This is a genomic window from Kitasatospora sp. NPDC101157, from assembly GCF_044768255.1.
In the GTDB taxonomy this organism is placed as follows: domain Bacteria; phylum Actinomycetota; class Actinomycetes; order Streptomycetales; family Streptomycetaceae; genus Kitasatospora.
On sequence record NZ_JBIWPL010000009.1, the window covers coordinates 1 to 9,318 of the forward strand.

The window sequence follows — 9,318 nt, forward strand, 5'->3', positions numbered from 1 at the left end:
CGCGGGGCCCCCTGGGGGCGGGCGGGCCGGCCCGCCGGCGCGGGGGCGGGGCGGGCCGCGCGGGGGTGGGGGGGGCCCCCCCGCCGGGCCCCGGCCGGGCCCGGCCCACCACCGTGCGGACGGCGGTCGGCGCCGTCGGCGTCAGCCGGCGAGGAGCCGCTGCTTCTGCGTGGCGAACTCCTCCTCGGTGAGGACTCCCTGGTCCCTCAGCTGCGCCAACTGCTGCAGCTGGGCGATACGGTCCTCCATGCTCGGTGCCGCGGGCGCGGCCGGGGCCGGTGCCGGGGGCGGGGGCGGGGGCGCCGCTTCTGCCTCCATGTCCTGTTGGGCCCAGCGGCCCGCCTGACGGCGGGAGACCCGGTTGGACACGGCGGTCGCCGTGCCGGCGACGACGGCGGTGCGCGCGATACCGCGCAGCAGTCCAGGCATGTCTCGTCTCTCCTTCTCTCCGCGGCTGTGCCGGGCGCGCCGTCAGCCGGCGGGGGACGGCCCGGGAACGGAGCCGTACGTGGGGTCCGCCGCGGCGATGTCCTCCAGGTCGTCCAGCGATCGCAGCAGGTCCGGCAGGGGTATCCGGCCGCTGGCGACGACCCGGGCGCCGCCCCGGCGCAGGGCGGTGGCGAACGGCGCGGCCCAGGTGTTCTCGTAGATCAGTACTCCGGCCGAGTTCCCGGGCTCAAGGACTCCGGCGGCCTCCGCCAGGTCGTCGGCGCCGACCAGACCCGAGCCGACTCCCTCGAAGACGGCCAGGTCCAGTCGACCGTCACCGTCGAAGTCGGCCAGTTCCATCGCCGCGACGGTGCCGTCGGCGTCCTTGCGCACGAAAGCGAAGTCCAGGATGCGGATCACACCCCGGTCCACCAGGTCGATCAGCAGCGGCAGCCCTTCCCCGGTCATGCGGTTGCCGGGGAACTCGACCACCAGGTAGTCGACGGGCCCGGTCTCGACGAGGTCGTCATCGGCCATGGCGGTGCTCCTTCCATGTGGTGTCGGTCTCCCGGCCCACCGGACCGGGCGTTGGTCCGACGGTTCGACGCTAGGGACCGCCGTCCCCCGGCGGATCACCTGCCCGGGGTGAGAACAGCCGGTTCCCTCGTCGGTGCCTCGGACCGCGGGCGGCCGGGCGTCACCACGTCGCGGGGCCTCCTCCTCCGGGCGGACCACTCCGGCGTGCCACGTGGCCGCCCGAGCGGAGTGAATGGGGAGCAGCGGTGATCCGACCGCGTTTCTGCCAACCCGGGAGGACCGTTGAACGGGCCAGTGGAACCCCCTCCGTCTGGGCCCCCCGCCGGAACGCCGACCACCGGGGGGCCTCCGTCGGCGCCGCGTCACCGCTCCCGGGCTACGGGCATCGTCATGAGCACCGTCTCGGCCGTACTGATCACGCTGACCTGCATCCTGGTGCCGGTCTCGCTGCTCACCGTCTGGGTCCACGACATCGCCCTGGACACCGACCGGTACGTCTCCACGGTCGCGCCGCTGGCCACCGATCCCGCGATCCAGGACGCCGCGGTCAAGCGGATCAGCCAGGCGGTGGACGTGAAGGTGGACGGCTCGGCGGCCGCCTCCGACCTGGCCGGGTGGCTGCAGTCCCAGGGGTTGCCGCCCAGGGCCGCGGCCGCCGTCAAGTCGCTCGGCCCCAAACTCGACGACGCGGTGAACCAGGTGGTGACCAAGGTCGCGACCGAGGTGGTGCAGAGCGACGCCTTCTCCACCGTCTGGACGGAGGCGAACCGCTCCGCGCACGCGGCCGTGGTCCAGGCCCTCACCGGACAGGGCCGCGGCGCCGTCGGGATCGAGGACGGCACCGTCACCCTCGACCTCGGGACGGTCGTCGACCGGCTCAAGGAGCAACTGGTGGCCGCGGGCCTCACGCCGGCCGAGAAGATTCCGGACGTGAACAAGCGACTGGTGCTGTTCCAGTCCGACAAACTGGCGAAGATCCGCGACGGCGCGCACGCCCTGGACGTGATGGGCAACTGGATGCCGGTGATCACCGTGCTGATCGGCGCGGCCGGCGTGCTGCTGGCCCGGCGCCGGCGCCGGGCACTGGTCGCCACGGCCCTGGGCTCGGCCGGTGCCTGCCTCGTGGTGGCGATCGCCCTGGTGGTCGCCCGCCACTACTACCTCGACCACCTGCCGCGCGCCGTGCAGTCCCCGGCCGCCGCGGCGGCCGTCTTCGACACGCTGCTGCACTTCCTGCGGATCAGCCTGCGCACCGCGATCGTCCTGGGCGTGGTGGTGGCGCTCGGGGCCTACCTCTCCGGTGCGGGGCGGCTGCCGCGCACCGTCCGCGGCCGGGCCGACCGCGTCGCGGACTCCGCAGCCCGCTGGGGCGGCTCCCACGGGGTGACCACCGGCCGGGCCGGCACCTGGACCGATGCCCACCGCCGCGGTCTCGCTCTCGCGGTGGTCCTGGTCCTGGCCCTGGTGTTCGCCCTGTGGAACCACCCGACCGTGCTGACGGTGCTGCTGCTCGTCCTGGTCCTCCTCGTGGTGCTGGCCGTCCTGGCGCTGCTCGCCGCGTCCGGGCGGGCCGGTGCCGGGGGCCGCACCCCGGAGTGACGCCCCGCCCGGGGCGGGGGGCGGGGGGCCGTGCGTCCCAGGACAGGACGCGGGCTCGGCCCTACCGTGGACCTTAGGGCGACTGCCGAGTTCGGTGACTCCACCGCGTCGCCCGTGACCGGGGCCGTCGCCCGGGCCCCCACGGCTCGTCCGCACCGGATCGCAAGCCGGACGGGTGCACCGTCCCCGGAGTCCCCTCCCCGGCCGCGCAGCGGTCGCCAACGAAGGAGTCAACGTCATGAGCAGCAGTGTCACCGGAGCCGGCCGCACCGGCCATGAACCCGAACGGCGGCCCTTCGCGACCGGGTGGACCGTCTTCGCCGCGATCATGCTGATCGCCGGCGGCGTCATGGCGATCTTCCAGGGGATCGCCGCCATCGACAAGGACGAGCTGATCGTCATCACCCGCCACTACGTGTACTCGATGAACACCTCGGGGTGGGGATGGATCCACCTCATCCTCGGGATCGTCGTCGTCCTGGCAGGTGTGGCCCTGTTCAGCGGGGCCGCGTGGGCGCGGGTCGTCGGTGTCGCCATCGCCGGGCTGAGCATGATCGCCAACTTCCTGTGGCTGCCCTACTACCCGTTCTGGGCCCTGGTGCTGATCGCGATCGACGCCTTCGTCATCTGGGCGCTGTGCGTCGGCACGACCAGGAAGGCGGACGTGCCGATGCACCAGCCGCCGGTCCCGCCCGCGTCCACGGCCACCGCAGCCGGCGACGGAGGGTCGGTCAGGTCGCCGTCCGACCGGTGACGACCCGGACGGGTCCGACGGGGGCCGGACCGTCCCATCCCGCGGACCCCGCGCCGGAGGCCGGCTCTACGGCGTGATCCCCCGTCACGGGGCCCGCGCCACCGGGCGGTCGACCCCGGTGCGGACGGCGGTGTCGAGATCGCCGCGCGCTGCCGGCCACGGCCTCCGTCCGGCCGGCGCAGCCGTCCTGCTCGGCGACGGCCTCGCCGACCGGTCGGAACTGTTCTCCGACCACGGGATCCTGCAGCCCATCCGTCAGCTCGGCCGCCCGGTGAACGCGCTGACCGACGAGGAGCGGCCGGCCACCGCCTCACCCGCTTCGAGAAGCTCGACACGCGCCCGGGCGACCACTGGACCCGTAACCGCACCTTCCCGGCCTTCGGCGAGCTCGACCCGGTGATCGCCGCCGAGGTGATCGCCGACCTCACCGAGGCGGGTCACAACAGCATCGCCTCGAACCGGTACTCGGGTGCGGTCAGTGGCTGCTCCGCCCAGATGACCTTGCCACGTGCCGTGTACCTGGTTCCCCATCGTTCGGCCAGCTGGGCCACCAAAAACAGGCCCCGGCCGCCCTCGTCCGTGGTGTCCGCGTAGCGCAGGTGGGGGGCGGTGCTGCTGGCGTCGGAGACCTCGCAGACCAGGCTGGTGTCGCGCAGCAGGCGGACACGGACCGGCTCGGCGCCGTAGCGCAGGGCGTTGGTGATCAGTTCGCTGAGGATCAGCTCGGTGGTGAAGGTGAGTTCCTCCAGGCCCCAGGCGGTGAGCTGGTCGTTGCACGCCTTGCGGATGCGGGAGACGGCGGCGAAGTCGTCGGGTACGTCCCAGGTGGCCACCTGGTCGGGCGCGAGCAGTTGCGTGCGTGCGACGAGGAGTGCGATGTCGTCGCACGCGCGCGGTGGGGCCAGCGCGTCGAACACCGCCCGGCAGATCTCCTCCGGGGAGGCTCCCGTGCGGACGTTCGCCAGGGAGCCGTGCAGTGCGGCGAGTCCGCTCTCCAGGTCGCGGTCACGGCTGGTGACGAGTCCGTCGGTGTAGAGGACCAGGACGGCGCCGGGTGCCAGCTGGAGTTCGGCGGTTTCGAAGGGCAGGCCGCCCACGCCGAGCGGTGGCCCGGCGGGCAGGTCGACGAACTCCACGCTGCCGTCGCCGCGGACCAGTGAGGGCGGTGGGTGACCCGCCCGCGCCATGGTGCAGTGTCCGGAGACCGGGTCGTAGATCGCGTACAGGCAGGTGGCGCCCGTGACCGTCCGCACACCCTCGCCCTCGCCCTCGGCCTCGACCCGGCCCTCGGTGTCGCCTTCTCCCGCCCTCCCCTCGTCCTGGTCGAGCCGGGCGACCAGTTCGTCGAGACGGGCGAGCAGCTCGTCCGGGGGCAGGTCGAGGGCGGCGAAGTTGAGGACGGCCGTGCGCAGCCGGCCCATGGTGGCGGCGGCGTGCAGGCCGTGACCGACGACGTCACCGACGACCAGTGCCACACGGAAGCCGGGCAGCGGAATGACGTCGAACCAGTCCCCGCCGACCCTCTGCTGTGCCGGCAGGTAGCGGTACGCCGCCTCCAGGGCGCTCTGCTCGGGCAGTCCCCGGGGCAGCAGGCTGCGTTGCAGCGCCTCGGCCATCCGGCGCTCGCGGGTGTAGCGGCGGGCGTTGTCGAAGCAGATCACCGCGCGGGCGATCAGCTCCTCGGCGAAGGCGACGTCCTCCGGCCCGAACGGCTCCGACTGCTCCGCGCGCCAGAAGCCGACCGTGCCCAGGGCCCGGCCGCGCGCCTTCAGCGGCGTCGAGATCATCGAGTGGATCCCGTACGCCAGGATCCGGTCGGCGGTCTGCGGGTCGGGGGCCCGCCATGCGTGTGCCTGACGCAGGTCGGCCACCAGCATGGCGCGCCCGCGCTCCATGGCGGTGGCCTCCGGTGTGCCGGGCAACGGGCTGATCTGCGAGCCCACCGGCAGGAACGGCCGGTCCTCGCGGATGCCGCAGGCGGCCACCCGGCGGATCCGCGGGCCTCCCGCGCCGTCCGTGCCGGGGAGCGGCTCGTCACCGCGCAGCACCGCCTCGGCCAGCTCGACGGTGGCGAAGTCCGCGAACCGGGGAACCGCCACCTCCGCCAGCTCCTGGGCGGTCCGCACGATGTCCAGGGTGGTGCCGACCCGCAACCCTGCGTCGTAGAGCAACCGCAGCCGGCCCCGGGCCGCCTCGGCCTGCCCGGCCAGCGCCCGCAGCTCTGTGGTGTCCCGGATCGTCGCGACACTGCCGGACCCGCCGCCGAACGGCGCCGTGGGGCGGTTGTTGACGGCGAGCAGCCGGTCGTCGGCCGGATGCACCTCGTCGGTGGCGGCCCGCCCGGACGCCAGCAGCTCGGCCAGCCCCGGATCGAGCCCGAGCTCGGTGACCGGCCGCCCCTCCGCCTCGGGCGGCAGCTTCAGCAGCCGCCGGGCCTCGTCGTTCGTCAGCAACACCCGTCCGTCCCCGCCGACGATCAGCACGCCCTCCCGCACGGCGTGCAGCACCGCGTCGTGGTGCTCGTACATCCGCGTCATCTCGGTCGGGCCGAGGCCGTGCGTCTGGCGGCGCAGCCGCCGCCGCACCAGCACCGCCCCGCCGGCGCCCACGGCCAGCGCGGCTGCCGCGCCGCCGAACAGGACCGGCAGCTGCCGGCCCACCGCGCTGCTCGCGTGCGCGACGGTGTAGCCGACCTGGACCAGGCCGGCGGCCGAGCCGTCCGGCCTGGTGACCGGCGCGCTGCTTTCCACGACCCGGCCGATGGGCACGGTGAAGCTGTTGGTGATCGGCACCTTGAGGGCCTGCTGGTACGGCCCGATGAGGTGCTTCCCGATCAGCTCGGGCTGGGCGGTCTGCGCGTAGCGCGTCCCGTCGGGGCCGGCGATCACGACGTAGTCGAAGCCGCCCTTCTCCACGACGTTCAGAGCCAGCGGCTGCAGCACCGCGGTCGGGTCGGCGCTGCCCAGGGCGTCCACCACCGTGGGGTCCTGCGCCAGGGTGACGGCCGCGGCGCGCGTGCGGTGCTCGGCATCGTGCGTGGCGTAGCTGCGGGCCTGCAGGATGAGCGCCGTCAGCCCGGCACCGACCAGCAGCACCACGGCGACCAGCAGCCACAGGAACACCTGCCCGGCGACACTGCGCACCCGCGGCCTCAAGCGGGGCCGTCCCCTGGCGTACCGGTGCTCCCCCGGTCCGCCGGGTTCCGTGGCCCCGGTGGCATGGCCGTCCACTCTGCTGCGCATGCAGGCCGTCCCCGCATCTCCGGATCTCTCCTCCAGTGTGGGTCAGCTCGCCGTCGCGGTGGGCTCCAGGACTGCCTCGACATCGACCGTGACGTCGACCATGTCGCCTACGACGACACCGCCCCGGTCGACCACGTCATTCCAACTCACGCCGAAGTCATGGCGGTTGATGCGTGACCTGGCGACGAACCCGGCCCGGCGGCGTGGGCCGAGATCCCGGTCGCCCTCCCACCAGGGGGTGTCCCACTGGCCCAGGTACGTCACATCGAACGTCACGGAGCGTGTCACTCCGCGGATGGTCAGTTCACCCGTCACCTCGAAGTCGTTCGCGCTCACCTGCCGGATGCGGGACCCGGTGAACGTCCACGTCGGAAAGCGCTCGACATCGAAGAAGTCGGCGCTGCGCAGATGGGCGTCGCGGTCGGGCTGCCCGGTGTACACCTGCGTCGCGTCGATCGTCGCCTCCACCTGGGCTTTTTCCGGGTCGTCCGGGTCGGTCACCAGGAAGCCGTGCACGTTCTTCAACTGTCCGCGCACGTAGGTGACCATCATGTGTCTGGCGCTGAACTCCGCCGCTGTGTGACCTGGCTCGAAGAACCATCTCGCCGTAGCCATGGCAGCTCCTCGGCATGCTTGCCCCTCCGAACACGATAGGACGGCGCCGAACCGTAGGCGCGCCCGGCGCCGGCGGGCAGCGCTGGTCACCGTCCGTGAGCAGCCGTAGCACCTCGGCCGGGCGCCGGCCCGAGGCGGAGGAGCGGATGACGAAGTCGGTGAACCGGTCGAGGCCGAACTCCGCACCCGTCCCGACGGACGTTCCACCCGGGCCTCGATCAGGTGGCGGGGGTGGGCGGGCCCCGGTCGTTGACGGACTTCGCCCGGGTGGTGTTCGAGCAGTGTCGGCCGGCCGGGGTGCCGGCCCAGGGGCGGGTGAGCGCTTGCACGCGCTCGGCCGCGTAGCCCCGGCGCCAGGCCTTCATGAGTTGACGCCAAGGGGCGCCGGTTCAACCTCTTGACGCCTTGACAGGTACAGGAGTTGAATGCGGCTCAGCTCAGCTCAGCTCAGCTCAGCTCAGATCAGATCAGCTCCGATCAGATCAGATCAGCACACCACGATGGGACGACTCCGGGGCTCGTCCGGCGGGACACGCCGGCCGGTGCCCCCGCTTCGCTCCGCGCCGCGGATCCGGCCCCCCACCCCACCTCGCGGGCCGGGTCCGCGCCCCTTCCGTTGGGAGCAGCAGATGACCCGTGACCCCGCGCGCCGCCGCACCGGCCGGCGCGCTCGCCAACTCACCCGGCCCGGCCGCCGACTCGCGGTCCTGGCCACCCTCGGCATGCTCGTCGCGCTGATCGGCCAGGCGCCCGCCGTCGGCGCCGCCCCCAGCGCGGTGACGGCGGCGGCCCCGGTGGCGGCCGCCGGGCCGCCGCCGGGGTGGACGACCGTGTTCAGCGACGACTTCTCGGGCCCGGCCGGCGCACGGCCGTCCGGGGCGAACTGGACGTACGACACCGGCCCGGGTTCGAACTTCGGGACCGGCGAGATCGAGACCATGACCGACTCGACCGCCAACGTCCACCTCGACGGCAACGGCAACCTGGCCATCACCGCCCTCGGCAGCGGCGGCTCCTGGACCTCGGGCCGGATCCGGACGCCGAGCGCGGTCGCCGGCGCGCCGGCCGGCGGCAAGCTGGAGGTCACGGCCTCGATCATGCAGCCCGCCCCCGCCGGCGGGCTGGGGTACTGGCCCGCGTTCTGGATGCTGGGCCCGGGGCAGTGGCCCGAGAACGGCGAGATCGACATCATGGAGGACGTCAACGCCCGCTCCCAGGTGGCCGGTACCGTCCACTGCGGCACCTCCCCCGGGGGTGTGTGCAACGAGGGCAACGGGATCGGCAGCGGCCTGCGCGCCTGCCCGGGCTGCCAGAGCGGCTACCACGACTACGCGATGATCCTGGACCGCACCAACACGTCCGCCGAGTCGATCACCTGGTACCTCGACGGCACCGCGTACTTCACCGTGTCGGAGAGCCAGGTCGGCACCGCCGTCTGGCAGCAGGCCTTCGACCACCCGCTGTCCATCATCTTCGACCTGGCCATCGGCGGCGGCTTCCCCAACGGTGTCTGCGGGTGCACCACCCCGACCTCCGCCACCACCTCCGGGGCCACGATGAGCGTCGCATCCGTCGCGGCGTACACCACCACCGGCGGCGGCAGCAGCGGCGGTTCGGCGATCACCGGCTACGGCGGCCTCTGCCTCGACGACCGCGCCGCCTCCACCGCCGACTACAACCCGGTACAGATCTACACCTGCAACGGCACGCCCGCCCAGCAGTGGACGGTCGTCCAGGCCGGCAGCACGCTGCACGTGCTGGGCAAGTGCCTGGACGTGTACGCGGCCGGCACCGCGAACGGCACGGCCGTGGACCTCTACACCTGCAACAACACCGGCTCCCAGGTCTGGATCCCGCGCTCCGACGGTTCGCTGTACAACCCGCAGTCCGGCAGGTGCCTGGACGACCCCGGGTGGTCCACCACCGCGGGCACCCAGGTGCAGATCTGGGACTGCACCGGCGGCGCCAACCAGAAGTGGACGCTGCCCGCCTGACGTGACGTCGGGGCTTGCCCGACGGCCCCGCGGGGCGGGGGCGGGGGGGGGGGGCGGCCCCCCCCCCCCCCCCCCCCCCCACGGGGGGCCGGGGAGCCCCCCCCGCCCGGGTGTCCTGGGCCACCGCCCGCCCCACCCCCCCCCAGCG

At 73.6% G+C, this 9,318-nt stretch carries 8 protein-coding genes and 1 pseudogene; 4 read left to right on the forward strand and 5 right to left on the reverse strand.

The window, feature by feature from the left end:
• Positions 1-141: 141 nt before the first annotated feature.
• Both ACIRVF_RS20005 and ACIRVF_RS20010 read right to left on the reverse strand, forming a co-directional pair.
• Complete coding sequence (locus tag ACIRVF_RS20005) at positions 142-429, reverse strand: SHOCT domain-containing protein (protein WP_402819179.1); 288 nt, start codon at positions 427-429, stop codon at positions 142-144.
• Between the two features lie 42 nt (positions 430-471).
• Positions 472-966, reverse strand: a complete 495-nt coding sequence (locus tag ACIRVF_RS20010; RefSeq protein WP_402819182.1) for a DUF6325 family protein — start codon at positions 964-966, stop codon at positions 472-474.
• Positions 967-1,356: 390 nt separating this feature from the next.
• Between ACIRVF_RS20010 and ACIRVF_RS20015 the strand changes: the two genes are divergently transcribed.
• The 3 genes and pseudogenes from ACIRVF_RS20015 (at position 1,357) to ACIRVF_RS20025 (ending at position 3,719) form a co-directional block, all read left to right on the forward strand.
• Entirely contained in the window at positions 1,357-2,565 is a 1,209-nt protein-coding gene (locus ACIRVF_RS20015) for a hypothetical protein (RefSeq protein WP_402819185.1), read from the forward strand.
• A 238-nt stretch (positions 2,566-2,803) separates the two neighbouring features.
• Positions 2,804-3,226, forward strand: a pseudogene (locus ACIRVF_RS20020) (hypothetical protein); the annotation flags it as partial.
• A gap of 223 nt (positions 3,227-3,449) precedes the next feature.
• The gene (locus tag ACIRVF_RS20025) at positions 3,450-3,719 is read left to right on the forward strand and encodes a DUF4132 domain-containing protein (RefSeq protein ID WP_402819649.1); all 270 of its coding nucleotides are present in this window, start codon (positions 3,450-3,452) and stop codon (positions 3,717-3,719) included.
• 37 nt (positions 3,720-3,756) lie between these two features.
• Here the strand turns inward: ACIRVF_RS20025 and ACIRVF_RS20030 are convergent, their stop codons facing one another.
• From ACIRVF_RS20030 to ACIRVF_RS20040, 3 genes are all read right to left on the reverse strand, one after another.
• Entirely contained in the window at positions 3,757-6,561 is a 2,805-nt protein-coding gene (locus ACIRVF_RS20030; protein ID WP_402819188.1) for a SpoIIE family protein phosphatase, read from the reverse strand.
• A gap of 42 nt (positions 6,562-6,603) precedes the next feature.
• Positions 6,604-7,176, reverse strand: coding sequence for a YceI family protein (locus ACIRVF_RS20035; protein WP_402819191.1), 573 nt, complete (start codon positions 7,174-7,176; stop codon positions 6,604-6,606).
• Positions 7,177-7,394: 218 nt separating this feature from the next.
• Positions 7,395-7,541, reverse strand: a complete 147-nt coding sequence (locus ACIRVF_RS20040; RefSeq protein WP_402819192.1) for a hypothetical protein — start codon at positions 7,539-7,541, stop codon at positions 7,395-7,397.
• Positions 7,542-7,805: 264 nt separating this feature from the next.
• Here ACIRVF_RS20040 and ACIRVF_RS20045 point away from each other — a divergent pair, with 264 nt between their 5' ends.
• The gene (locus ACIRVF_RS20045) at positions 7,806-9,170 is read left to right on the forward strand and encodes a ricin-type beta-trefoil lectin domain protein (protein ID WP_402819195.1); all 1,365 of its coding nucleotides are present in this window, start codon (positions 7,806-7,808) and stop codon (positions 9,168-9,170) included.
• The last annotated feature ends 148 nt before the right edge of the window (positions 9,171-9,318 follow it).

Excerpts from the sequence above, each read along its gene's own strand:
- ACIRVF_RS20005 (WP_402819179.1), bottom strand. The coding sequence starts at position 429 with ATGCCTGGACTGCTGCGCGGTATCGCGCGCACCGCCGTCGTCGCCGGC.
- ACIRVF_RS20010 (WP_402819182.1), bottom strand. The coding sequence starts at position 966 with ATGGCCGATGACGACCTCGTCGAGACCGGGCCCGTCGACTACCTGGTG.
- ACIRVF_RS20015 (WP_402819185.1), top strand. The coding sequence starts at position 1,357 with ATGAGCACCGTCTCGGCCGTACTGATCACGCTGACCTGCATCCTGGTG.
- ACIRVF_RS20030 (WP_402819188.1), bottom strand. The coding sequence starts at position 6,561 with ATGCGCAGCAGAGTGGACGGCCATGCCACCGGGGCCACGGAACCCGGC.
- ACIRVF_RS20035 (WP_402819191.1), bottom strand. The coding sequence starts at position 7,176 with ATGGCTACGGCGAGATGGTTCTTCGAGCCAGGTCACACAGCGGCGGAG.
- ACIRVF_RS20040 (WP_402819192.1), bottom strand. The coding sequence starts at position 7,541 with ATGAAGGCCTGGCGCCGGGGCTACGCGGCCGAGCGCGTGCAAGCGCTC.
- ACIRVF_RS20045 (WP_402819195.1), top strand. The coding sequence starts at position 7,806 with ATGACCCGTGACCCCGCGCGCCGCCGCACCGGCCGGCGCGCTCGCCAA.